The sequence below is a fragment of the Brevibacillus sp. 1238 genome, from assembly GCF_029892995.1.
Classification (GTDB): Bacteria; Bacillota; Bacilli; order Brevibacillales; family Brevibacillaceae; genus Brevibacillus; species Brevibacillus parabrevis.
Genome location: NZ_JARXWC010000018.1, coordinates 29,096 through 54,548, shown reverse-complemented (window position 1 = coordinate 54,548; position 25,453 = coordinate 29,096). Strand labels below are relative to the sequence as shown.

General features: G+C 54.1%; 10 protein-coding genes. 2 read left to right on the top strand and 8 right to left on the bottom strand.

What is annotated here, in order from left to right; translation table 11 throughout:
• Positions 1-49: 49 nt before the first annotated feature.
• Together M2298_RS25935 and M2298_RS25930 are read left to right on the top strand one after the other, a co-directional pair.
• Entirely contained in the window at positions 50-1,459 is a 1,410-nt protein-coding gene (locus M2298_RS25935) for a sigma-54 interaction domain-containing protein (RefSeq protein WP_122966426.1), read from the top strand.
• A gap of 65 nt (positions 1,460-1,524) precedes the next feature.
• Entirely contained in the window at positions 1,525-2,451 is a 927-nt protein-coding gene (locus tag M2298_RS25930) for an aldo/keto reductase (RefSeq protein WP_167470382.1), read from the top strand.
• Between the two features lie 131 nt (positions 2,452-2,582).
• On the opposite strand, the gene M2298_RS25925 is transcribed toward M2298_RS25930, so the two are convergent.
• From M2298_RS25925 to M2298_RS25890, 8 genes are all read right to left on the bottom strand, one after another.
• On the bottom strand, positions 2,583-3,131 hold the full coding sequence (locus M2298_RS25925; RefSeq protein ID WP_122966424.1) for a hypothetical protein: 549 nt from the start codon (positions 3,129-3,131) through the stop codon (positions 2,583-2,585).
• A 39-nt stretch (positions 3,132-3,170) separates the two neighbouring features.
• On the bottom strand, positions 3,171-5,321 hold the full coding sequence (locus M2298_RS25920) for a Hint domain-containing protein (protein WP_122966423.1): 2,151 nt from the start codon (positions 5,319-5,321) through the stop codon (positions 3,171-3,173).
• Between the two features lie 48 nt (positions 5,322-5,369).
• Positions 5,370-13,592 (bottom strand): Tc toxin subunit A-related protein, encoded by an 8,223-nt coding sequence (locus M2298_RS25915; RefSeq protein WP_280649255.1) that lies wholly within the window; start codon positions 13,590-13,592, stop codon positions 5,370-5,372.
• 24 nt (positions 13,593-13,616) lie between these two features.
• The gene (locus M2298_RS25910; RefSeq protein ID WP_280649254.1) at positions 13,617-20,882 is read right to left on the bottom strand and encodes a SpvB/TcaC N-terminal domain-containing protein; all 7,266 of its coding nucleotides are present in this window, start codon (positions 20,880-20,882) and stop codon (positions 13,617-13,619) included.
• Positions 20,883-21,278: 396 nt separating this feature from the next.
• On the bottom strand, positions 21,279-21,647 hold the full coding sequence (locus M2298_RS25905) for an acyl-CoA thioesterase (RefSeq protein ID WP_173599811.1): 369 nt from the start codon (positions 21,645-21,647) through the stop codon (positions 21,279-21,281).
• 120 nt (positions 21,648-21,767) lie between these two features.
• Complete coding sequence (locus tag M2298_RS25900) at positions 21,768-22,595, bottom strand: carbohydrate ABC transporter permease (protein ID WP_122966419.1); 828 nt, start codon at positions 22,593-22,595, stop codon at positions 21,768-21,770.
• A 13-nt stretch (positions 22,596-22,608) separates the two neighbouring features.
• Positions 22,609-23,919, bottom strand: coding sequence for a carbohydrate ABC transporter permease (locus M2298_RS25895; protein ID WP_122966418.1), 1,311 nt, complete (start codon positions 23,917-23,919; stop codon positions 22,609-22,611).
• A 144-nt stretch (positions 23,920-24,063) separates the two neighbouring features.
• Positions 24,064-25,398 (bottom strand): ABC transporter substrate-binding protein, encoded by a 1,335-nt coding sequence (locus M2298_RS25890; protein ID WP_173598071.1) that lies wholly within the window; start codon positions 25,396-25,398, stop codon positions 24,064-24,066.
• Positions 25,399-25,453 lie beyond the last annotated feature (55 nt).

Genomic DNA, 25,453 nt, shown 5'->3' with positions numbered 1-25,453 from the left:
TATTTCGTATACAAGCCGTAAGCACCGCCCAAGGGGGAACACCATCACCATGTATCAGACCAAATTTTTTCAGGGAAGCGACAACACAGAGCTTGTCCAGCTGATCACCACGATTTTCAAAACGTCTCATGACGGCTTGGCGATATGCGACCGCAACGGCTACGTGCTGCTGTACAATGACGCGTATTTGAACATCACCGGCATTCCCGCTGACATCCTGAACAACTTCAGCTATATCGAGCAAAAAGAAATGCACATGGTGCCGGACTCTTCAGCCGCCAGAGCGATCTCAACCAAGCAGACGCACAGCGTCGTCATCCACTACGGAAATGGGCGCACCGCCATCAACACGGCGACGCCGCTGCTCGATCAAAATCAGGAGCTGCTGTTCGTCGTCGGCAATGTCCGCGATATTACCGAGCTGAACATGCTGCAACAGGAGCTGGAGGAAACGCGGCAAATCAACTCTTCCTTTCAGCGCGCCCTGGAGCAGATTCAGAGCGATCTCGACTCTGGCGGGCAAATCATTTACCGCAGCAGCATGATGCATCGGATTGTCTCGCTCGCCAATCGGTTTGCGGCGAACGATTCTCCTGTTCTGTTGCTCGGCGAGTCTGGCGTCGGCAAAGATGTGCTGGCGAATTACATTCATGCGGAGAGCGGACGTCCGGGAGAGTTTATCAAGATCAACTGCGGAGCCATTCCCGATCATTTGCTGGAATCAGAGTTGTTTGGATATGAAAAAGGAGCGTTCACCGGGGCGAGCCAAGCGAAGGAAGGTTTGTTCGAACTGGCGCACAGCGGCACGATTTTTCTCGACGAGGTCGGGGATTTGCCGTTTCCCTTGCAAGTCAAGCTGCTCAACGTGTTGCAGGACGGCAAAATCAGGAGACTTGGAGGGAAAACACAGCGGCAGGTCAATATGCGGATCATCGCGGCGACCAACAGCGATCTGGAGGCGATGGTCGAGCAGAAGACGTTTCGCCAAGATTTGTATTACCGGCTGAACGTGCTGTCGCTGACCATCCCTCCCCTGCGGGAACGGCGAGAGGATATACCCGCCCTCATTTTCTACTATTTAAAAAAGCTGGAGTGGAAATACCAACTGGAAATTCGTCTGGAAACAGATGCGCTCGAAGCGCTGGTCGATTACGACTGGCCAGGAAACGTCCGGGAGCTGAAAAACGTAGTCGAGCGTTCCTACCATATGTGTGAAAACGGACGGATTACGTACGACCAGCTTCCCGCCTCGATCCGCAGCGCGCAGCATAGCACGCTCCCCTTGCATCTCGCCAAAATGGAAGAAGCTCTTCCGCTCAAAGAAGCGGTCGAACGGTTTGAGCGGGAGTACATCCAGCGAATTTTGCATGAATCCAGTACGATGCAAGAATGTGCCGATAAGCTGGGCGTGAACATCTCTACGCTTGTCCGCAAAAAACGCGGGCTGGGAATCAAATAGCGGTAGGTACAACAGGGCACTTTGCCGAAATGAGTAAAGAACACAACATGGATGGAGGAATCCGAGTGAAGGTTTATCCGATCAAACATACCGAACTGCACGCATCCAGCATGATCATGGGCAACATGCGGCTGACGCAGCTTTCCCTCCCCGATGCGGAAAAGTTGATCCACACAGCGCTTGAAGAAGGCATCAATATTTTTGACCACGCAGATATTTACGGACAAGGCCGCTGCGAGGAGCATTTTGCCGAAGCGATCCAGATGAACCCGTCGATCCGCGAGAACATGATTTTGCAGAGCAAATGCGGCATCCGTTCCAAAGAAAATTACTACGATTTTTCCAAGGAGCATATTCTTGCGTCCGTCGACGGCATTTTGCGTCGATTGAAAACGGAATATTTGGATATCCTCCTCCTCCATCGTCCTGATCCGCTCATGGAGCCGGAAGAAGTCGCAGAAGCGTTTGAGCAGTTGCAAACCCAGGGAAAAGTAAGACACTTCGGAGTGTCCAACCACAATCCTGCGCAAATTCAACTGTTGCAAAAGTACATACCGCAAAAGCTGGTCGTCAACCAGATTCAGTTCAGCATCGTGCACACGCCTTTGATTGATTCGGGCATCTCCCTGAATATGAAGACAGACCAATCGCTTAACCGCGACAGCAGCATTCTTGAATACTGCCGCTTGCACGACATGACGATGCAAGCGTGGTCGCCGTTCCAGCACGGGATGTTCGACGGTCCGTTTCTCGGCGATCTGATCCGGTTCCCTGAACTGAACAAAGTAATCGACAACATTGCAGAAAAATACGAGGTGACAAATACCGCTGTCGCCGTAGCGTGGATTACGCGCCATCCGGCCAAGATTCAGGTAGTGCTCGGAACGACCAATGTCCAAAGGCTGAAAGATGCGTGCAAAGGCGCAGACTTGACCTTGACCAGAGAAGAATGGTACCGCATCTACAAAGCAGCGGGCAATCTCATTCCGTAAAGCACGAGAAAAACACAAGAAAAGCATGAAAACCGCACGATCAAAAAGGCACTCCGCATAGAGTGCCTTTTCGCTTCCTTTCGCCTTGCTATCGCAACAAAATGGACTACCGCTGTTCGCTTTTTCAACAACTAGCCTCTTTGTTCGATCGGTTCTTCCCAGCGGTTGACGCCAGGCAAATGCGGATGACGATCCGGACAAGCTTCGGTGGGCAAGCGCACTTTGTTTGCTACCACGCATCCGCATAAACTACATATTTTTTCTTCTGCTTGCTTGGTGCCGGAAAAGACTTTGTAGACGATTTGCTCCGTTTGATCCTGGAGGTTCGGGCATTGCATGCAGGTGTTGTACCGCTTTTGCAACACAGCTTCATCGACCGTGGAAAAGCCGGTCTTGGCCCATTTCCACATAGCCTCCGATGCTTTCTTGACCAGTTGCAGCGAAGTCTTCGCTTCCACCTCCTGCTGCTTGGGCACAGCAGGAGGATTGGCTAGCAAGTATTGCAAAAAGGCAGCGTTCCGTCGAGTCGCCAGCAAGTTGTGGGCATACGATGAGTCGTGTAGCGCAGCTTGCAAAACTAGCTCGGAAACCGGCTCGGACAGTCCGAGCAGTTCGCCCATTTCCCGGCACTTGTCCGCTACTGTTCCCTGGTGCTCACGGAGTTCCTCGATTGCTCCCATAATTCCTCTCCTCCGTCTTCTTTCATTCTCGATGCCGGGTTAAGCCAGAGTGAATGTCGCCGTTTTCTTGTCTGGGTTCAGTGTAGAGCCATTATCCGATTTGAGAATCCGTGGAACCGTAATCGTGTACTCCACCTCTTTTTGCAAGGAAGCGGAGATCAGCAGTGTGTTTGTATCCTCGCCCAAACGGACGAATTTCACTTTGGCTTCCGGGCTGATCAAAAACGCCTTCGGATCGAATGCCGTTCCGGTAGACAGCGGCAAGTTGAACGTAACGGAAACCGTCGACGTCGCATGCAGCAAAATGTAGCGGACTTCTTCCGTCAACAATCGTTTCAAACCTTCCGACTGCTCGCTGAACAAAGCGGACAAATCCGTGTCGACCGATACTTCGGCTGTCAGCTCGCCTTCTTCGCTGAGCACCTTGGCCGCAACAAGCGACTGATACACCTCTTCGGCCATCTCCTCGGAGATGTCATCCGTAACGAAGTGACGCGGTGTCAAAACAGGCAGTACCGCAGTTGCCGCCGTGACTTCCAGTCCTTCGAGAACAGGGCCGCCTGCTTCTTCCGGCGGGAAATTCATCGTATTTCCGGCTGTGATGGAATCGATCCGCACTTCGCGGGTAGGCGCGAACGGATCTCCCTCGTATGCGTCATTTTCTTCATCGATGCTGTCGAGCACCAGCTCGGCGATTTGCTTGATTCCGCTCTCGAAAGTCGTCACGTACATGTTGCCGAAGAAGACGTTGCGCAGCACGCTGGTGCTGTAGTAATCCGCCATCGCGACAGACGTGTAGCCCAGCTCGTCTTGCGGCTGGATTTTTTGCAGACGGGCGATCATGTGCGCGAGAATCGTAACGATTCCTTCCAGCCCAAACCCCTTGATTCTCGTCATTCCGCCTGTGATGACAACCACTTGTTTGCCGTACTGTTCGAAAGCATACGCGTTTGTTTCCATGCGGCCCACATCGTGATGGAAGACGATGTCCGGATAGAAACCTTGGAACAGCTTCAAGGCATAGGAGACAGTCGCATAGCCAATGCCCACTTCCGAGAAGTCGTACTTCGGTGCATGATTGCCGACGTCTACTGCTTGCGCCTGGCTCAAATACGATGCCGCGTCATTCGGGATGACTGTCGTATGTTTGCCGTGTACATAAAACTTGCGGGTATGCGGAACGATTTTTTTCTCGTCATCGTCACCAGCCATGAGCAGGAAGCTCGTGTACTCGTCGCTCAACAGCTCTGTGTTCGTTTGCTCGTATTCCGGTTGGCCAATCGTTGGAAGCTCGTCGTGATCGTCCACGAAAAAGGCTTCTTTCAAGGCGGCCGCGTGAATTTGCAAGTTGAAATCGCCGGAAACGATACCTTCCGAGATCAGCAGGTGACCGCTGATTTCTCCGCTAAACTCCTTGTCTGTCGCGATGTGGTGGACGCCTCCGCGGTACTCTCCCAGGCTGACTTCGTTGATTTCCACAGGCACGCCTTCCGCGGAAACGAGGAAATCAACTCCCGGCACCAGTCGGTTCGCGCGTTTCAGCTTTCCGTTTGGCATCAAGAACAGATGGTCAGGCGTCACGATGATCGAGCCTGCGCCGCCGTGGCGGATGAATACCATCGTCGGCTGATAGCCGTCCGGCCCGGTTCCGCTGCTGAACGACACCGTTGCCGGAGTCCAGCTCAGATTCACGCCGTCACCATGAGCCGTTACGTTTGCCGTCAGCACCTGATCGCCGATGCTGAACTGCTCGATTGCCTTGGAGCCTTCCGGGATGCCGATTTGTGTGCCGTACGCAAAGCACGAGCAGCAGCAATAGCACGTCAGCTGATACCAGCTATCTCCTTGCTTCGTGCAAGAACGTCCGCTTTTGGAGTTAAATTCTTTTGTCTCGATGTTCACGCACACGGACGCGTTGAACGGATACAAAAAGCTTGGCGGTTTGCAATCCGGCAACGGCTTGCCATTGATGTCCTTGCACTGGCACAAAGCGTGCTCCTGAGGAGTCTGGTTGACGTTCTCCGTGCAATGGCGGCCCTGGCAGGCGAGATAGTACGGATCGCCTTTTTTAAAGCCGTCGTTGTCCAAAGCATCTTGATTGACCTGTTTCCAATCGATCGTATCCATGTCCAAAACTTGTTTCGGAGCCAGTGATACCCGCAAATTTTCCAGACAATTTTCCCATGCCATCTGTTTGTTTCCTCCTTTTTCATCGCAAAAACACCTTGTTACGCTCGCTTACTTCGTTGCAAAAACATTGGACTGGTACGTAAAAATCACGACGATGCCGAGCAAGCTGTTTCGATCCACCTCCCTTTCTCCGCTCGCCGCATCGGTAGTAACAAGGCCATCCGGCAGCTCAGCGAGGTGGAATTGAAGTTGGGCAGAAGACGCCGACAGCGGAACATCGGACAGATCGACTGAACCGTAATTGTTCGCGATTGGAATCGGCTTCGCAGCTTCGTCGCCGATTTGCAATTGCAAGAAATGCGTCGAACTATCCTTGTCCGCGATCAGCTTGCCGTCTGGCGTTTGCAAAAAGACAGCCGCCGATAAAAAGCGCACATCTTTCAAGTTCGGCAAAATAACGGCATCGGCGAGCGCAAAACGGATGCTCTTGACGCCCGCTTGCGGCGGACTTGTCCAAAAACGCGACCAGTCACCCGGGAAAGCTTGCTTCAAATCGATAATCTTGGCTGGCGTATACGGGTAAGGCGGCTGCTGGCTCGCAAGCATGCTCTTCACCTGGTTGGCAAAGTCTTGACCGCCGTCCTTGGCTGTGTATTGGATTTTCAGCAAAATGTCGGAAATGCTGCCGAAATCAATCCGGTTCGTCTCGGGCGGCAAGCTCAGCGTCCAATTGGATACGGCTCCGGTGCCTTCGAAAGGCAAGTACCGCTCATCCCGCCAGTCAAGCATGAACAAGCCTGGATCGTTCATCCCCCGCGACAGGGCGATTCGCTGATAGGGCGACGTGCCGAAAATAAGCGAGCCGTCGGTTGGCGCAGGCTGGTTCGGATCGATCAAGTGCTGGACGGCACCTGGCTTCGCATCGCGGACAATTTGGTAGCTGTTTTGAGTCAAAGTGGCGTTCACATTTTGGTACGGACCGACAATCGCCGGAATCGTCACGGAAATCGATTTGATTTTGCGGCTGTAGTGGCCGGGGAAGTCGAAATCAAACAGCTTTTCCGACAGCGTAAAAGTCAGCTCGCCTTTCTTGCCGCCTTTCGAGCCATCCTTGAAGGCCAAAAACGCTTCCGGATCGAGATGGAGCAACGAAATCGTCTTTTCGATCTCGTAATCGCGCGAGTTTTGCTCCATATACGCCTTTTCCATTTGCGCAAGCGAGAGCTGCAAGCCTTCGCCTGCGGTCAAGCCCCGGTGCAGGCTGTCCCAATAATCAAACTGCAAAAACTGGTCGTTGCGATTCAATTCGTACTGGAACGACTTTTGGGCAGAGATCGCCATATCGAGCGCGATGCGATACGTTTGGAAATAGACCGAGGACAGGCGTCCCACCATCCATTGGTACAGCTCTTCGTTGGTGAATTTCGCCTTCAAGTAATCCTCGTAATCTTTGGCCTGCTCGATTCCTTTTTGGTGAATCTCCAGTTCCCGGCGGAGCATGTCCTGGCGAATTTTCGAGCCTGCGATTTGCTTGTCCATCTGGGCGATTTCGTAGGATGCCACATCGCGCTGCAACGCCCACTCTTCCCTGCGCCGCATGTATTGCGCGCCCGTGCTCATCAAGCCTGCCATATGGTCGAGAATTTGCGCCGTTCCGTCCGCCACTTGCGCCCCCGCATTGATCGCATCCCCAAACTGCATGTTGCCGTTCGCCAGTCCGAAAATTTTCGGAGCGAGGAAGCCGGGAATACTCAAGCCTTTCAGGGCAACTCCGGCGATTTGCTGGTAAATCGCTGTGCTGCGCAGTGTCAGGTCGGTTACTTCCAGGGCGTTCAGGTTTTCATTAAACAGTCGCGAGTAATGATCGAACCGGGTTTTCGCTCCTTCTTTGCTCTGTTCAAGCGAAGCGATGATTTCGCTCAGCTCCTCGATCTGCTTCTCTTTGATCATCGTGGTCAGATTGAGCAGTTGCTTTTCCTGGGCAGAGCGCAACAGCGCGAGCGATTCGGCGTCTTTTTTCTCCAGCGTCGACAGCAAGGTACTCCCCAGCTGAATCAGCGTGGAAGTCATGCTTTTCGCTCTCTCTAGCAGATAGCTGAAGCGGTAAAACGGAATTTCCGCCCGGGACTGCGTCAAAGCGCTGAGCACATCCTGTCCGGCACTGGCCGCACGCACGAGCTGCATCGGATCAAGCGGCGGTTCAAACAGGGCGAGCGGCTGCGGAATGCCTTGCAGATTAAGCCCGTGGCGAATTTTGTACAAACGATCCTCCACCAAGTCCCAATACCCGCTGAATTGTTTGTTTTCCGGCACGCAGAAATACGTGTCCAGCGCATTGATCGGCGCAAAAGCAAACAGCGAATCCGTCTTGTCCTGATCGTGCTCCAGCTCAATCAAAAACTGCGGAATGTTTTCCTGGTAACGACTGTAGATTTCCGCAAAGGTAAGCGGCGCGGCATCCGGGCATTTCCCGAGATTTTGCGGTCTTTCTCCGAGCAGGTTGTAGGCGTACACGTAATGCATCGTAGCTGCAATGATCGATTCCCACGTGTACTGGGCAAACTGCGAGTCTCCCCACTGCAACAAGTTGTCGATGTATTGCATGACCACCGCTTTTTCATAGGCGCCGTTGCGCAGTCGGGCAATCGCATGCGGATCAAACGGATCATCATTGTACGCCTTGATTTCGTTCGGATTGCCGAGCTGCTCGCGCAAAGCTTCCAGTGTGCGGTTGCGGAACGGCTGGAACTGCCAGAAGCGGGCGACGAGACTGCTCAACTGGTGGTTGCACAAGATGTTTTTGACCGTCGTCACCTGGCTGTCTTTTAAAAACGGCAAAATTTTGGCGAGATTGGTCTTGCGGTTGTACGTCGCACTGACTTGCCCATCTGCCGTAATGATTTTTTGATCGACTAACACCCGGTAAATGCGCTGCGAATCGCGCAATCCCAACGTAGAGCTTTGGAACGAGTCGGTTTGCAGCGGCTGCACGGGAACGGTCGGATTGAAAATGAATTGATACCATTTCGCCGCTTCCTGGAACTGCTGGTTCGTCTTCAGCAAATTGGCGATGTACAAAGGCGCGTGGAAGAACAGCTCCCAATAATACGGACCGTATGCCCCGGAAAAGTCCACTTGCGCGCCGTCGAGCGCTTCCGGTGCCGCGACCCAGCTTTCCGAAAACTGGAAGCGTTCAAAAGGCAGCTCTTGCTCCAGCGGAATTTGCTGGGAAGACAGACTCAACAAGGCGTCGACTCCTCCCGTAAACAGCCTGCTGCTCAACCGATGCACGGCAGCTGTCGTCAGGCGGATCGCTTCGAACCGGAAGCGGTATATGCCGCCGATAGCCGGATCGGTATTGAGATACCCGACCGTCGTCGGAAAAGAACGCTGATACAGCGTATCGACCACATAGCGGGTTTTTTTGTCCGGATTGAGCTGGCCTTGAAAAATATCTGCGACGCTCTCTTCCAGCTCGTAAAAATCCGTATCGGCATCCAGGCGGCCTGTCTTGTCCAAATACCCGGCGGCGATCAGCTGCTGGAAAATCAGCTCTGAACCGCTTTGCTGGATATCGATGGGAGCAGCGGCGATGAAGTCGTCTTTGCTGAAAACCGGGCGGTGCATCAGGATGTTGCGCACGGCGTACATCTGATCTTCAATAGCCAATTGCGTCTGCAAAAATTCGGTCAAGTCCTCAAGCTCTGTCTGTTCATCCAGGCGACCGCGCGCATCCAGGAAACCGGATGTAATCAATGCTTGATAGATCGCTTGTGCCCCTGTTTTCTCAATGCCCACTGCTGCCGAGACAAAGGAATCAGGCGTAAACAGCGTATCGTTGTTCAAGAGAGAGCGATTGATGGCACTCGTTTGCTGCTCGCCGTCCAACAGCAGGATAAATTCTTTGTCTCCGCGGAACACAAAGGCAGACGGGTGATTTTTGACCGGGAACAAGCCGTAATCTTTGTTTCGCATCGCGGTAGACAGCCATGGCGTGCCCACTGCCCTGCCGACGACTTTGATGCAAGCCGACAGCTTGTCTTCTTTGCCAGGCTGCCCGTCCAGTATTTGCTCCAGTGACGAAGCGACGTCATCAAACGGAATCGACAGATCGATCGAGCCGTCTTTTGTCACGTAACCCTCTGCCACCAACTGGTTGAAAATCGCGGTGGAGCCTGCGCTTTCAATACCGACCTCGCTGGACACGAACGAATTTGCCGTCAGGCGCACAGGACGAAGCACAGGCGAAGGAACGGTTATTTGCTCGGCCAAATCGTTGTCATACACAAGCTGGTTCGTCTGGATCAGATTGAGCCGTCCCGCGCTGCGATCAATTTCGGTCCGCACTTGTGGCGTGCTTTGGTCCGAATCTTTGGCAAACAGCAGGAACTCGTTCGGATTGGCCAAAAAGCCGACCTGCAAGTCGTCGTTGATCACGATCGGCTTCTGCAACGGAAGCAAGCCGTCGTAAGAGAGCGATTTTGCCTGAGAGAAGTAGCGCAGCGTCTGGTACAGTTCACTCTCAAACTGCTGGGTCGTTTCATCGGAACGGTCAGGTGCATCGACCTTGTTCAGAGCAGGACTGGCTTCCAAATCGAGCATCGGCCCGTAAAGCAGGATGACTTTTTCAAACGAATTTGTCCCCGCGCCCGGTACCCAGAACTGATCCTTCTGAATCGTGAGCGGGTACACTTTTTGCCAGGCGATCTGGTTGGGCGCAAACAACGATCCGGGCAGCAAGCTCTCATACTTTTTCTGATAGGCGCTGCCTTCTACGTTGATGATGATGTCGTCGGCGAGCGTCTGGGGTTGGACCCATTTGCCGCTGAAGTTGTAAAAACTGTACTTGATTGCGGCCTTTGTCGCTTTTTTCGCCGATTCATTGCCGTTGTTTTTGTCAAACTTCTTCTGCTCGACCCAAAAGACGAACAGTCGGTTGAACGCGTGGACGAGCGTGACCGTCTCTGCGCTGATCGTGACATCCATCTCCTGCCACTCTGACCAGGTCGTATCCTGATTGCGAATAAGGTAGTAATACTTGTACGGCTGCGTTTCGGTTCGCGCCACGAGGAACAGTTGGTTCGACTCGGTCTTGTCTGCCCCGACGATATGTCCGTAATACGCATCGACGTACTTCAGCTTGGCCAGTTCGGCAAAGCGATCCAAGTATTTCGTAAAAGCCTGCTCGACGGTTTGCGCGTTCACCTCGCCCTGCTTGAGCGTATTTTCCAGCTCTTCAAACAGGCTCGTTTTGCTTTTGCGATAAGCCGGATCGAGGTAATTTTCGGGATAGAGGAAAATTTTGCGGTTCGCTTCCCATGTCCGATAGTTCAGCAGCCACTCCCACCACGGGTCGGGGATGTTCCAGTGGACAATGCCCGGCTCCAGCAGCTCGCGGCAACGACTCAAATACAGCTGCGCTGCATTCAGCGCCTCTTTGATGTAGGAGATGCGTGTCGTCCCGCCCATCTCCACGTCGATCAGCAAATACTCGTACAGCCTGCGCGAATTGGTAATCCAGGCACGCTCCGGCGTTTTCGGAAGCTCCACCAATGCCGTTGCGATCAGCACGGTGCGTTTCTGCTCCTGGATTTCCCCGTCGATCTGGGCGAAGCATTCGTCCCAGTTGGCAACCGCCAGTCGCGCTCGCACCAGCGCAAGCAGGTCATCTGCTGTCTTTTCATAATCGTCCCATGCTTCGTCCACACCTTTTGTGCAAACACTTTGCAGGTGCAAAAGAAACTCAGGGTCTGCGCCTGTTGCTCCCAAAAGGTCGATGGCGCGGCTCGTTGCTACCAATTGGTCAACCCGGTTGCCTGCCGCAGCAAACAAACCGAGAAGGCGGGAAATCTGTCCCAACGGCCGTCCCGTCAGATCAGCCAGCGCGCTTGCCCGTTGTTCATCACTCGCAGCGCTCATGAAGGCAAACAGATTGCCAGTCGTATCCGCAAAGCTTGCTCGAAGCTCTTTCCATCTGCCCAGATCGAGTATGTTTTTCAGCGTTAATGCGCTGACATCGGCAATGCCATACGCCGCTTTGGCGTCACCGAGATTGTCCAGCTCGTCGTTGGTCAGTCGCAGTTTTCGCGTCAGCAACAGCCAGCGAGACAGCAGCTGCAACAGTTGCACAGCTTCCTTTTTGTTTTTCTCGCTCAGGAAAAGATCGGCTACCTCTTGGCGCCCGGCCAGATGCAGCAAGTGATCGATCTGCTCCGTTCGCGCACCGAGGAAAGAAGCGATTTGCTGCCTGATTTTTTCTTCCTGCTCTTTCTTTTGCTGGTCGGCATCTTCCGCCGTGCTCGCCGTCAGAGCAGGCAGATTTTTCAGCCACGGGTCGACATCTTTGTCCTGATACGCAACTTGCACAAACGGGCTTGTGACCCCGTTCATAACGTAGTCCAGCTCGTACACTTGCAGATTCATCCGGCGCAGCTGGTTGGCTTGACCAAGCAAATCAGAAATTTGTGCGGCTGATTGCCGTTCCGCGAAAGAAGTGCCTGTCAGCTGGCGGAACTTGATGTACTGGGCTACAGGCAGCTTCAGCAGCGCCGCGAGCTTGACGTGCTGGTACAGCTTGGACAGATTGGCGACGGTCAGGCTTACTTCCGCGCTTGCTCCAAACAAAGCTTCTGCCAGTGCGCTGAGATCGTCCTGCTGAAGCCCCAAACCGCCCGCAATCCGCCCCGCCTGCTTGCGATTTGCTTCGTCCGTCGCCCCGATTTTCCATACCGCTGCGTCTTGTTTGTACAGTTGGTTCCAGCGATAGTTTTCACTGCCTGCATCTTTTGGATGGTAGACGCTCATTCCGCTCCCGTTGTAAACCTGATCAAATAAAGCATCGCCGTATGTCTTCAAGTCGTAGAGCAGAGCGCATGCTGCCAGGACAGACAAGCCCGTGTCTCTGCTCAGCTTCTCGATGGCAGCGATCCCGATCAAGGCCGCCTCATCGAGCGCCACCGTATCCGGGTTGAGCACATGCAAAACCCAATCCAGCTCAGCGTAGCTCCACCCCAGCTTGCGTGTCAGGCGCAAAAAGCGATGAATGCGGTCCAGCGCCTTTGGAACGAGGTTTTGCAGTTGCGAGGAATCTTCGGCGAGCACCAGGGCAACAGGTGCTGCGAGATCGCGGTTAATAAAAAAGTTATTGGCAATCCCGGCTTTCTGTTCGTCTGCCGAGAGGTCTTGTTCCAGCAACTGCCGCAGGTCGGTCACTTTCAATCCGGTCTTTTTGCAAAAAACCGAAGCGTCTGTCAACTGAGCCAAATCGCTGACACCAAAGTACGTCTGGAGCTTTTGCACGTCGCTTTCGCTTGTAGCAATCAGCTGCCACTCTTCTGGCGACAAGCCCAGCGTATGGGCTGCGACATCTTTTGGCTGGGAAGGCAAAGTGCGATACACAGCTTCCAGTTGAACGGACAATCGCTGCAAGTAAATCCGGATTTTCGCCAGCGGCAAATGGAAAGGCAGCGCGGACGGATAGCTCGCCTTCGCCAGTGACGGGTACAGTTTGTCCTGACCTCCCCACGCCTCTTGTACCGCTTCCTCCAGACGCTCGTTGACGATCGTCAAGTACGGCATCGTCTTGTTCGTGTTCTCGCACGTCAGCTCGATCTTTGCCAAATCGGCTCGACGTTCCAGCAGGGACATCCCCTTGTCGATCTCTTTTGCATTCGGCTTGGTCACGTACTGTTCGATCACCCGCATCAAATCGACGAAGTAGGCGGCAGGCCCAAAAATCGATTGGCAATCCTGGCACTCGCAATAGTTCAAGCTGCCGAACAGCTCGTCGTAACTCGGCAGGGAGGTGTAATGGTCCAAAATATCGGGAGAGGTCGCGTTCACGGAAAGCGCTTGATAGTGCGGCGCTTGCAACTGAACCAGATTCGCCCACACGTGCATCGTCTGATTGCGGATATGCGCCGCGTTATCGTAGATTTCTCCCGCTTTTTGCGGGCCGGACTCGCCCAGTTGCGGCCCGACTTTGGCGAGAAAATGCTCCCGGCTGAGCGAAGTGATCTTGTGCGCAGAATCAAATCGCTCGGAGCGGGCCGAAGCAGCCGCGGCGCTTTTTAGCAGGACGGGTGGCGGCGCATCCGTGACATCTGTTTGCAGCAACAGTTTCGCCACCTGTGGATCTGGGTAAATTTGCAGCAGCCGCTGATAGGCACGGAGTTCCGGAATGGCTTCCTGCCGGTCGATCCCCTCCCAGTTCAGCTGCGCGACAGCCTCTTCTTTATGAAAGGGAAAAGTCGCTACGTGTATATCCGGGTTTTGTGCAAAAAAGCGTGCGAGAGAAGGACTGTCAATGGGGGAAAACGATTGGTCATTCATACGATTCTCCTCATTCCCTGTTTTTTAATTCTTCGGAATAGCCCGCAACGACCAGACCACATCCAGACGTTCCTCATCGGTCATCGTGCTGTTCGGATCGCTTGCCTCCGTCACCTTCTCGATATAGCTCAAGGCGAAGGAAGTTTGTTCTTTGGTGCCGCTTCCTTTATTCAAATCAACGCCCGTCGATACTTTGGTCTCATGCAAGATTCTGCTCAGTTGAATCACATCTGTCGCTTCGTCAATCCGCTTGTGCACGAACTTGCGCACCGAATCGGCATAGTCCTTGATTGGCGTGCCGCCGTCGCTGAGCTTGAAGCCCGTCTTCATGATCGTTTTCACTTCGTCCAAAGTCGGGATGGACTCCGAAAAAGCTTTCCCCAGTCTTTCCTCTACGAGAAGCGCCTGTTCCCGCACTTTTTCGATCGCCTGGTTTTCGTGAGCGTTTTCTGGATTCAGGTTGCCTGGCGTACTGTTCAGCTTGGTTAAACCAAAAGTCAAATGCTTCTCCACTGGTGCGGATTCCTTGGGAGCGCGGGTGATTTTATATTTTTGATAGCGTTTCATCTGCCACTTGATGAACTTCTCTTTCCCTGCATTTTTGATCACCAGGTTGATGATGCGCTCGTAGGACGGTCTGATCACATCGTCGTAGCCAATGACGTGGCGGCGATCCTGTTCCTTTTTCAGCTTGATCTTTTTCCCCGCCGAGTCGAAATCGGGCCGCCCGGAAAAGCGGAAGTATTTGTCGGTGTCCCGTTTGACCGAAAGCTTTTTCTTTTTCGGTTTCGATTTGCCGCCGTTTGCATTCTTTTTGGCCTGTTTGATCGACACGTAGCCCCCTGCATCGCGGAAGACCAACGGGTTGTTTTGGGCGAATACGAACAAATTCAAGCCGTCGACTTCCCCCGCCGGATCGGGATTGATCCACCTGCCCAGCCACGGCGCAAAGTAGCGGGCGCCGTAGTAATAAAAGCCAGTGAGTGAATCTCTTTCTTTTCCGCCGTAGCGATACAGCTTCCGCTTTACTTCTTGCAGGCTGGTGCCTGCGATGAGTGACGTGCCGCCGTACGGGTAATATTCTTCCAGGCTGATGATTTTGCCGGATGCATCCGTCTCCAGCACGGCCGAGCCTAAATGATTTTCCAGTTGGAAGCGGATTTGCGGATTGCTGGTCACGTCGGATGGAAGACCTTCTGTCCAGGAGAGGCAGACAGCGATGCAATGCTGCCCGTCCATGATTTTTTGCGTGTGCTTTTCTTCTTTTAGCTGGCTTCCTTGCAGCGTGCGCCTGATTTCAAAAGTTCCCATGTATATCGTTTCTTCTCTGTGCACGACTGTGCTGTTGTTCGCATAGCGCTCTGTCACTTTGCGAATGCGGGTTCCGCCGCTGTCATACACGTAATACTCGCTGTCCGAAAAGCCGGATTCCCGCGCGATGACCGTCACCTGGCGAATGTTGTTCCGTTCGTTCCAGGCGATCTCGTCGATCCCGACCATGCGGATGGCATTGCCGTTTCGGTCGAAAAAGTCATCGATTTGCTCGGCTGTCAGCGGAAGCCCAGTCGCACTGGCGGACAACAGTTCGGTTTCGACTGCCCGATTGGAGCGTTCCGAAACAGTCATTTGCCGTGTCCACGAGCCAGAATCAGTCCCGGTCAGATGCTTGGTCAAGAACAAGTTTCCGGCAGCGTCGTACGTGAAGCGGCGAGTGTAGTTGCGCAGTTGCTGCTGGTCGTTCAGCGGTACGTTTGACAGCGGGACAAAGCCGCTATCGGCAAAAGCCCCGGCAGACTCCGCTTGCGGCGACATGCCCGGATGTTCACGGCCTGTCCCTTCGATCAAGCGGTAGAGAGCGTCGTACGTGTAGACAGACTGCGGTTTTACCACTTGCTGATTGGCAAAAACAGTGGACAGCGCCTGATCCGTTACGCATGCGATATTGCCAACGGGATCATACGTGTAGACAATGTCCTGCATCAGCTTGCGGTCCGCCTGCCGCGTGCTGATCGCGCGAAGCAAACGGAATGTCGCAGGCTCGTACTCGTATTTGGTCACTACATCGTTTCCGTATTGAATGCGGGTGCGCTGGCCTTTTGCGTCGTAGGAAATGCCTGCCACATACGGCTCGGCTGGCGATTCTGGAGTTTGTTTGACCAGCAGCTTGTCCAACAGCCCCGACAAATGGTATTCGTATTGCTGCGCAAGCCCGTTGGGAGCGGTAGCGACAGTCAAACGCGCCAACGCATCGTACTCGTAGGAAGTCGTGTACACGGTTGGTTCCAAAAGCGTGCTCGGCTCCTGCCCGCTTCCCCAGTCGGTCTGCTCGCGATAGCTGGTGCACAGCTGTCTGCTTGCCCGAAGCATGGAGCCGCCCAGATCGTACACGTGATGCGTAACCAATCCTGCCTGGTCGTACTGCTGGTAAATTTGCCCGCGCAGGTTGAACTTCGCCGGATCTTCCCCTGCTAAAGCCTGCTGGGCTGCTGGGCTGTCTCCGTACACGATCCGTTCCAGGACAAAAGACTTCCCTTCATCCTGGCGAATCGTTTCGCTCAGCCGCCCTAGCGCATCGTATTTGTAGCGCAAAAGCTGATTGTTCGCATCTCGCGTCAAAATGACGTGCCCGAACATGTTTGAAAGCTGCCAGCGTTCCCCGGCGTCTGCGCTCTTTTTGTACAAAATGTTGCCCGCCAGGTCGTATTGCGTGAAGAAGTTGCGCTCGCCGGACTTGGCCAGGCGCGGGTCAGCGCCGCTGATCTGGTTCCCCCGGACGTCCCATTCGTAGCAAGCCGCAAGCTCTGCGCCTGTCTTTTGAACGGACGACAGCTTGCTGATCACAGCCGCTTCCTGTGAAGCGTATGGAGCGCTGAGTCCGAGGGTGAAGCCTGCCCGTTCAGGTTGGAACAAATAAGTCAAAGCCCCGCGAAAATCGACGAATTGCTTTGTTTGCAGCTCCTGGAACAATTCTTTTGCCTGGCTGATCGACAAGCCCAGCGCAGTAAAATCGTCAGGAGCAACTATTCCTTCTGCTTTTTGAATCAAGCGGATCGTTTTGCCGTCGCAGTTGAGCTGTTTTTCGACTGGAGTCCCGGCGAACAGGCTTGCTTTTTGCAGCGCCAGCCTGTCCTGTTGAAAAGCAGGGTCCTCGTCGTCCACATGCTGTTGGTAATAGCGGGATTCGAGGATCGTATCGTTTTCGTCTTCGTGCCATTCGGACCATGCGGTAAAGCGAACCCGCGTAAAAAAGCCTTTGGCCGTATCGACCCGGATGACGCGCCCGAGCGGATCGTAGGTGAGCGTGGAAGAAACTCCGAACGTCCGCAGCACCGGATCGTCGACGTAGACGTACGAGGACGAATAGTAAGGCTCGTACTCTTTTACCGGCTTGCCCTTGTTGTTGTAGAGAGTACGTCCCGTCGCCAGCCATCGCGGCTCTACCGGGTCAGGCAAAAGTTTTCCGTCCGGGCCGTACGCCGCTCCCGGCTCGACCTTCACCATCTGCTGGTGCTCGCGGCCAAATCCGTCGAGGTACGTCAACTGGGTAAAAGCAGGTCGAGATTCGCTCGATGCATAATCTTGCGCGTTGAGCTGGATCGAAACGATCGGTTGTTTGCGCTCTGCCCAGGCGAAGTCGTCGTAAGCAAAGAAGCACGCCGCTCCCTGCACATAAAAGCGACCGCCATCCGGGCTGTGCAAAAGGCGATCCAGATCGGGACGTCCGCGCTCCACATAGGCGGACAGCGGCTGGAAGCCTGTCGCCACTCCCCCTTCAGTCCCGTAGTACGACATCGCGATCACACGTCCGAACGGGTCGAACAACACTTCTGTGCAGTTGCCGTTTGGATCGAGGACTTGCGCAGGCTTCATCGTCTGATAATCCAGCTTTTGCACGCTCGTCGCGTTTCCGAGCGCATCTGTCGTCTGCTCGATGAACAAGTAGGACGAGTCGTAGCGATATGTCGTCCGATTGCCGAACGGGTCTACGGCGAATTGCGGCAAATAAAATCCTGCCGCCTCCAAATGAACTTCCAGCAAACCGGGATTCCACCAAAAATCACCGTCCGAGAAAAGGCCGCCCTCTTGTTGCAGCAACTCGTTCAGTTGCGACGCTGGCAGTACCTCGGCAAATCGCTCCACGATCTGCTGTTCCGTTACAACGGCTGTCTCTGTTTGGCAAAGCAGCTTTTGCGCGGATACTTCCCCCAGCGGATAGCGTTCCTGGCGAATCGGGTCCCAGTAATAATGCCGTTCCCATCCGATGAGCGGCGTAGCCTCAGACGGACGAATGGAGGCAATCGCGCTGAGCAGCTCGTTTTTGGCAACATAGGGCCGCTCTTGGGAGAGCGTCACATTTTTCAGGTGGAACACTTTATGCTCGACGGGAACTCCCGGCAGGTACACGTTTTGTCCGATGCTGTTTAGCACCGTCGCTTCCTCGTACACGACTTTTCCCGTCAATTGCTCGGGAAAAGTGTGGGCGCCCTGTCTTCGTCCATACGAAACCGCGCACGACTTGAGGACATTTCCATACGGATCGACTTCCAGAACGAAGCTGTGCTCGATGCGCGGATCGGCACACTTGCGCTCGTAATGGTACGAGATCGATTCTTGCGGTTCGATCGCAAACACGCCATACTCGCTTCGCTCGGGCAATTGAAGCATACGGACGCAGTAGCTCATCTCCTCCACGGTGTACGGCGCAGCCGGGTCCTGATCGTCAAAGGCGACCGCAGCAGCAGGCGCGTACACTTCCCTGCGCAGAAGCTGGCCTTTCAACGAGCGGCTGGCCTGCCGGAATGTCTCGCCATCAATCACATCGCGAGGGGGCTGTCCTGCTGCTGTCGCCTGTACGAGTGTGCTGTCCGGAAACGGATAAGCTTGCAGGTCGCCCTGGTAGTATTCGCGGGCAAACTGCCGGGACAATTCGCCGGATTCGGCAACCGCTCCCGTGTGATACCAGCTTTTGCTCCAGACAGGGGGCACATCCGTTGGTTCCGCCTCTGCCGAAAGTGTCTCGGCGTCTGTCCGTTCCACCATGCCAAAGCCGCGAAACTCCCGCTCCACGCTGTCGTAGTAGCCGTGGTGATACGCGTACCGCGTGCACATCGTCGCCTGGGATATCCAGTCGATGCTCTCCACCTTCTCGACGACCTGAACGGGAAAAGGCAAATGCTGCTGCCAGAAAAACTCATTCTCTTTGTCTTTCATGTAAAAATAAGTGGAGGAGCGGTAGGAAATGCGCGTCTCTGCTCCGCACTGGTTTTCAATGCGGGTCAAAAGGTACGGCTTTTGGCGAGAGCAAAAATCGTAGCACCAGTGTCTGGTCGTGGGGTATTCTTCGCTGAAAACGAGCGAAGTCGTGCCGTTTCCATGCACGTCTGCAAACTGTAGCTGATTGATTCTGTCCCAGCTGGCTGGCAACGGGACACTGAACGGTTCGCGAAAGGAATGGCCGCTCTGGTTCAAGTAAACATCAATCCGATCGGGATAGGCGTAGATCAAATCCGCTGTACCTGAACCGTCCACATCGACGAGAAACAACCGGGATTCGTCCAGTCCGTCGGCAAAATACGGGGCATTTTCCATGCTTACAGGCTCACCGAAGCGTCCGTAGCCCAAATTCGGCCAGCATTGGACACTGCCGTTGGCAACCTTGACAAGATGCTGCATCCCGCTGCCGAACATGTCGGCAAACTTGACTGCCTCTGTCTTCGTTTCCTGTCGGGGCAGAGGCAAATCGCTTCTTCGCCATACACGCACCGGCTCGCCAAAGCCTTCCGCTCCCTTGCTCGGGTAGTACGTAATCGTCTCCTGATCGATGTGCACCAAGTCAGCCAGTCCGTCTCCGGTCAAATCAACGAGCGCGTGTCCATCCTGAAAAAAAGCGTTCGTAAACGAAGCAAACGGCTTCCATGGACGCCACGTTTTGCTTGGCCCGCTGGCAAAGTACCCCGCTTCCGAAAGTGTCGCAACGACCAGTGCCAACTCCCCGTTTCCAGCCAAATCCATCAGCTGCTGACTGGACGACGGTACATGATTCGCCGCAGGGAAAGTCGGCAGTTCTTTCGGACGCGCATACGCGACGATATCGCTTCCCTGTTCGTCCTGCGCCAATATCGGCTCCAGATAGAGGGCGGAAACCTCATCCTGATACAAAATACCGGGGATTCCTTCGCCGTACAGATCGATCAGCTCTGCGGAAGAATCGTGTCCCATTGCGGGAAGAGCAGCCAGGTCGAGCGCGCGCAGCGGCTGGAACGTTTGCGCTGTCGGCTCAAAGCGGGAATAGTTCAACAGAAGCGGCGGCAAGCTTTCTTGCGCATACTCGCCATTCGCCCAGCGAAAACCCGTCAGCTCGACACTGGACAACAGCGATACAGTCGATGCTTGCTCATACGAAAAGGTGTAGGATTGAACGGGAAGCGGATTGCGGTCCAAGGCTTCGAAATGATGGAACAGCCACATTTTGCGGCACAGGCGGCTTGTCCGAACTTCAAATCCGGCGTGGTACTGGGAAAAGGAATCGCTTCGGTACGCAACGGGCGGTCTGTTTGCAAACGAAGTCAGAGGGCGTGCATCTGCGGAAGAGCTGTAGTCAAAGACAACTTCGAAATGATAGACGTCAGGTAGCGACTCCCCTTCCTGATAAGGGACTTTGTTTCCGTAACGTATGCGGCTGATATACTTGTTGGCTGATGGGATACGTTTCTCGTCTTGGTGCGCGGGGGTTTTGGAGGAGACGATGTCGGACTCGTAGTCATAGGAAATGTGGTTGCCTTTTGGGTCGAATGCTTCTTCCAGCAGCCACTGGTAAATGCGGGCAGGGTCATCGGGATCACTGATTCTTGCTTGTTCGGTTTTTCCAAACAGCTGGACGAACTGTTCGCGATCGGTCACTCGCCAATGCGTGCTTCCTGTCGCTATATTTACCCAGCGCTCGATTTTGTCATAGGCGTCGACCACGCGGGGGCGGTACTTCGTAACTTGATACGTGTCTTCTCCTGCGCGGACCGTGTGCCGCTCGCCTTGTTCAGGCTGGCGAACCAGGTCATCTGCATGGGAGAGCTGAAAAATGTCTGAATCGTCATAGCGCGGGATGCCTTTTGCTGTCTTTCGTGATATTGTGGGGAGGGAAAGATGGAAACCAAGGCCAAAAATGCCGTTGCCTTCCCCTGAACTGTAGGAAAGATGCAGTTCGGGCGAACAATCCCGGCTGGGAGTAAGCCTGAGCGGGATGCTGAACGAAAAGGTTCCGGTAAACTCATTTTGCTGAAATTTTTCGCCCATTCCCGAAATGGCGCCTCCCCCTTTCGGAAGCGATATTTGATTCGTTTTGATGGTGCTCGACATAGCTTGTATCGCGGCTGCATCGATTGGATGATGTGGTGGCGCCGCGCTCCCTTCCCGTCAGATTTGATTTTCGTCGAAACGAGGCAAAACCAACAGCGAATCGTGAGGAAAGTTTGTACGCAAAGTGTATTTTAGTCAAATTTTCCACAAATTTCAACATTCTTTTTTCCGTATCAGCTACTTTTGTACTAACTTGTCATGTCTTCCTGTCACGGACTGCTTCATTTTTGGCTCCACTTCTCGCCTGCCGCTTCGTGGGAACCCCTTTTCCACGCCAAAAAAGCCCGATTCTTTTCGGATCGGACCCCTTCCTGTGCTGCTCTGCCGTCCTGCTTACGCTTTTGTCCGCAGCTCATCCGGCACGCGGATTTTCTCGCCTGTTTTGGCGCAGATAGCGACAAACGTCACCTCGGCATCCAGCACCTGCTCTTCCCGCTGGTTGTACATCCGTTGGGAAAGGACAAAGCTCGTGTTTCCCACTCGCTCTACCTCCGTATGAATGACGAGGACGTCGCCGAAAAACGCTTCCTGCTTGTAGTCCGCTTGCAGCTTGGCGACAAAAGAGCGGAAGCCCAGGTGCAAAAAATAGTCATACCACGGCTGGCGGGCTTGCTCCAAAAACTCCATGTACTTGACGTTGTTCACATGCCCCTCGCGGATCGCTTCCGCTTGCACGCGAATTTCAACTGGCGACAAATTCATCGGACTCCCCCTCATTCCTTGCTGTCAGGCGTTTGATTTCGCCCCGGCGCGGGAGATATCCTGCCAGCAACGTGTACGAAGGGCGCTCGCTTGGCTTTTGGCGGCGTATTTTCGCAGCGCTTATTCTTTCACCGCCCCGGAGGTCAAACCGGAAATAATTCGTCGCTGGAAAATCAGCACCATGACGACGAGCGGCACGGTAACGATAATCGAGGCGGCCGATATCTCTCCCCACGGAATCGTGAACATCCCTTGAAACATGACGATCCCTACAGGCACAGTCTTCATCGCTTCCTGCGTATTGAGCGTCAGCGCGAACAAAAATTCGTTCCAGGCGGCGATAAAAACGAGAATCGCGGTCGTGAATACTCCCGGCATGGCCAGCGGAAAAAACACTCGCGTCATCGTCTGCCAAATGCTCGCTCCGTCCACTTTGGCAGCTTCGCCCAAATCGCTCGGGATTTTGCGGAAGAAGATCGTCAAATTCCAGATGGCAAGCGGCAAGGCGAAAGTCGTGTACGGAATGATCAGGCCGAGATAGCTGTTGGTCAGCCCCATCGATTGCATGAACATGAAGATCGGAGAAATCGTGGCGATCTGCGGAAACATCGAAACGGCCAGCACGATGCCGAGAATGATCGTTTTGCCGCGAAAAGACAGCCAGGCGATCGCATAGGCAGCAAAAGACGCAATCGTGATGGAGTACAGAGTCGTCAGCGTCGCAACCACGGTGGAGTTCCATAAATATCTGGCAAACGGACGCTCCGTGAATACCCGGACGAAGTTGTCCAAGGTCGGATTTTGAATGATGAACTGAAAGGCCCTCTCCCCGAACAGCTCCCCTGGCGGCTTCAGCGCGGCGAGGAGAATCCATAAGAACGGGAACATCACGACGAAGACAAACAGCAGCAATCCGATGTAAAACAAAGGACCCGCCTTTTTTTGCATGACATTTTCCTCCTTATTTTCCGTTTCCCTCACCGAGGAGGTCAGCCCCCAAAATTTTGATGTAGCCGATCGAGATGAGCGCGACGCACAAGAACACAAGGACTGCGAGCGCCGAGCCTTCACCAAAGCTCATCTGCGCAAACATCGTTTTATAGGCGTAAATCGAGATCGTTTCCGTGGAGTTGGCAGGTCCGCCGCCAGTCAGCGCGTAGATCAGATCGAATACGCGAAACGCATCGAGCGTACGGAACAACAGCGCCACGAGAATCGTCGACTTGAGCATCGGCAGCGTAATGCGGAAAAATTGCTGCATGCGGTTCGCTCCATCGACGGAAGCCGCTTCGTACAAGCTGTGCGGGATGGTCTGCAAGCCAGCGAAAAGCAGCAGAGCCATAAACGGAGTCGTTTTCCAGACGTCCGCCAAAATGACGGAAAACATCGCGCCAGCCTTTGTCGAAAGCAGCACGCCCATATCCGATACCAGCCCCGTCACTTCGAACAGATGAGCCACGATCCCGTTTTGGCCGTCGTACAAAAATTTCCACATCATCGCGGAAATAACGGTCGGGATCGCCCATGGAATCAGCACCGTTGCCCGCACCAGCCCCCGGCCGCGAAACGGACGGTTGATCAGCAGGGCGATGGCTATGCCAAGCACAAGCTCGATGACCACGGAGACGACCGTAAAAAAGAATGTATTATACAAGGCGGCCCACATGCGGCTGTCGGTCAAAAAATGCTGGTAATAAGCAAAACCTACATAGTTCGGCTCGATGATCGCGGACGTGATCCCGGCCATCACCCCGACGGCTCCTTCCGGCTTCGCCAGTTGTTTGTTTGCCCCCATTTCCAGCAGGGTAGATTCCGTCTGCGCCAAGGTTGTCCGGATCGCGTCTGTCGCTTCCCCTGTCAACGTCACGTATTTGAGTTCGTTCGGAATCGGCTTGAACTCCAGCAGCAACTGGTCGATGGCTTCGTAACGGCTCGCGATCTCGCCTGATTGCTGGAGCGCTTGATTCATTTGCTCGATCTCTTGCCGAATCGCCTCCAGTTTGTCTTTTGCAGGTCCCTGGGCGGCCTCCGCTTCTTTTTTCACATAGCGCAGCAGGTTGGGAAAGGTACTGACGTAGCGCTCCATATCCAGCCCATACGAGGAATGAACTTCGGTCTTTGTCGGGTCATTCAGCCGAATATCGTGCAGACTGATCCAGAATGAGCGCATGACAGGCCAAATCGCGATGATGAGGATAATCAGCAGTGCGGGTAAAATCAGCAAATAGCCCATTTGCTTTTCCGAAAGAGAGCCTTTGTTTTGTCGATTCATCCGTTCACCACCTTCTTTCCTGATTGAAAATCACAAGAGCATCTTCTGTTTGCCGCGGCCCATTCGCTTCCGGAAGAGACAGTCCCCCTCTCCCGGAAGCCGCCTGGACCTGTTGGCGCGTGTCGCTATGTCGCTGGACCCGCGTTACTTTTTCATCAGTTCGTTCATTTTTGCTTCCATGTTTTGTACGGCTTGCTCTGCGGATTGTTGTCCGGCCAGCGCTTTGGACACTTCAATCTGGATGACTTCGGAGATTTTCGGATAGATCGGCGTAGTCGGACGGGACACGGCAGCGCTCACGCCATCGACGAAGTCTTTGTTCGCGAACAGCGGGCTTGCTTTTTGCACATCGGCGTCTTCATACACAGGCAGCAAGGTTGGAGCCAAACCGCCGTGCACGGCCGAAATTTTTTGTCCTTCGGCTCCGGTCATGAACTTGAGGAACTCCCACGATTCTTTCGGATGCTTGCTGAATTTGTTGATGCCGCCCATCCAGCCGCCGAGTGCTGCGGCAGAGCCTGCATCCCCTGCCGGGAGCGGAGCGATCGCCACTTTGTCGACGATTTTCGATTGCGCCTGATCTTGCGCGAGGGCGAACTGATACGGCCAGTTGCGGATGAAGGCCGATTGTCCTTCGAGGAATGCGGTATGCGATTCGGTTTCCATAAAGGTAGTGATGTTGCTTGGGACGATGTCGGATTTGACGATCTCGATCATTTTTTGCAACCCTTTGATCGTCGCAGGGTTGTTGATCGCCACGTTGCCTTGCTCGTCGAGAATTTTTCCGCCGTAGGCAGCGCTAAATTCAACGAAGTTGCACACCAGTCCCTCGTACTGCTTGGCTTGCATCAAGTAGCCGAACTTCGTGCCGCCCTGACCTTTTGTGGCTTTTGCTTGCGCGATCAAGTCATCCCATGTTTTTGGCGGTTCTTTGACCAAATCTTTGCGGTAAAAGAGCAGTCCGGCATCGATGAATTTGGGCATCGTCCATTGCTGACCGCCGAAATTTCCGGCGTCCATCGCGCCTTTGATATATTTGCCCGTCTCGATTCCGTCTTGTTCCATCAAGCGGTCGAGCGGAAGCAGATAGCCTGCCTGGGCAAATTCAGCCGGCCAGATTACATCCAGGTCGAACACGTCGATCTCGGACGATTGCGCGCTGAACATGGTGACGTACTGATCGTGGCTTTGTCCGGTGTCGGATGGCATCTCGCGGATTTCTACCTCGATGTTCGGGTGAGCGTTCTGAAAAGCTTCCACGAGCTTTTTCGTGGAATCGGTAGCGTCTTTGCCGCGAGCGTAGACGAGCTTGACTTTTTCGGCGGCTGGCTGCGGAGCTGGCTCTGTTTTCGGCGCTTCTGGTGATGCAGGTTGTCCTTGTGCGGGTGCGGATTGCTGCGGAGTGGAGGAGCATGCTGCCAGCGATAGTGCCACGGTCAAGGTAAGTCCCATTGATGTAAGCCTTTTCATAACTTTCATGCCATTAACCCCCTATGCTCTTTTGGTGAATGCTGAAGCCTGCTTTCGCAGGCAC

Bases quoted from the DNA above. Each gene is read 5' to 3' on its own strand.
- M2298_RS25905 (WP_173599811.1), bottom strand. From the start codon at position 21,647: ATGAATTTGTCGCCAGTTGAAATTCGCGTGCAAGCGGAAGCGATCCGC.
- M2298_RS25925 (WP_122966424.1), bottom strand. From the start codon at position 3,131: ATGGGAGCAATCGAGGAACTCCGTGAGCACCAGGGAACAGTAGCGGAC.
- M2298_RS25890 (WP_173598071.1), bottom strand. From the start codon at position 25,398: ATGAAAGTTATGAAAAGGCTTACATCAATGGGACTTACCTTGACCGTG.
- M2298_RS25915 (WP_280649255.1), bottom strand. From the start codon at position 13,592: ATGAATGACCAATCGTTTTCCCCCATTGACAGTCCTTCTCTCGCACGC.
- M2298_RS25900 (WP_122966419.1), bottom strand. From the start codon at position 22,595: ATGCAAAAAAAGGCGGGTCCTTTGTTTTACATCGGATTGCTGCTGTTT.
- M2298_RS25920 (WP_122966423.1), bottom strand. From the start codon at position 5,321: ATGGCATGGGAAAATTGTCTGGAAAATTTGCGGGTATCACTGGCTCCG.
- M2298_RS25910 (WP_280649254.1), bottom strand. From the start codon at position 20,882: ATGGGCGAAAAATTTCAGCAAAATGAGTTTACCGGAACCTTTTCGTTC.
- M2298_RS25895 (WP_122966418.1), bottom strand. From the start codon at position 23,919: ATGAATCGACAAAACAAAGGCTCTCTTTCGGAAAAGCAAATGGGCTAT.
- M2298_RS25935 (WP_122966426.1), top strand. From the start codon at position 50: ATGTATCAGACCAAATTTTTTCAGGGAAGCGACAACACAGAGCTTGTC.